The following is a 797-nucleotide window of genomic DNA, read 5'->3' on the forward strand; positions in this document are numbered from 1 at the left end:
CTGTCCCCAATTGGCTGATTACACACCGGCCCGATATCATCGTCAATGCGGCAGCCTATACGGCGGTCGATAAGGCCGAAAGTGAGCCGGCGTTGGCGGCGCGGCTTAATATCGAGCTACCGCAACAACTGGCGAGCTATTGCATCAACCACAATGCATGCTTGGTGCATTACTCATCCGACTATGTTTATCCAGGCAGTGGCGACGCCGCTTGGAAGGAAGACAGCTCAACCGGTCCTCTAAGCGTATACGGCCAAACGAAGCTGGAAGGCGACCAAGCCATCGAAGCGGCGGGTATCCGCCATCTGATATTCCGCACAAGCTGGGTATACAGCGCGCGCGGCAATAACTTCATGAAAACGATGCTACGGCTCGCTCGTGAAAAAGAGGCGCTGAATATCGTCTCCGATCAAATTGGAGCACCGACGCCTGCCCGGCTCATCGCCCAAGTGACCCTCTTGGCGCTAAGTCATGATATCAATCCGGGTGTCTATCATCTCGCCCCGCGAGGAACGACGAGCTGGCATGGGTTTGCCAAGTGTATTTTCGAAAAGGCCGAGGCGCTAGGAGAGAGCCTGAAGATTGAGGCAAGCCACGTGGCGAGCATACCCACCGCTGAGTACCCGACGCCCGCCCAACGGCCTATGAACTCTCGGCTCAACCTCGACAAGCTTGAGAGCGCACTTTCTATCACGATGCCAACTTGGGAAGCTCAGCTTGAGCTAACGCTCAAGGAATATCTTGGAAAATAATACGCCTCATATTTGGGTGGAAACAGGCAAAGGAGTATTACATGG

General features: G+C 54.7%; 1 protein-coding gene. It reads left to right on the top strand.

Annotation, left to right across the window (positions count from 1 at the left end):
* A partial coding sequence (gene rfbD, locus OP495_RS18550) for a dTDP-4-dehydrorhamnose reductase (protein ID WP_280571253.1) occupies window positions 1–752 on the top strand: 752 nt, incomplete at its 5' end.
* Window positions 753–797 lie beyond the last annotated feature (45 nt).

Origin of the sequence: Chromohalobacter sp. 296-RDG, from assembly GCF_029889885.1 — a bacterium.
Taxonomy (GTDB): Bacteria; Pseudomonadota; Gammaproteobacteria; order Pseudomonadales; family Halomonadaceae; genus Chromohalobacter.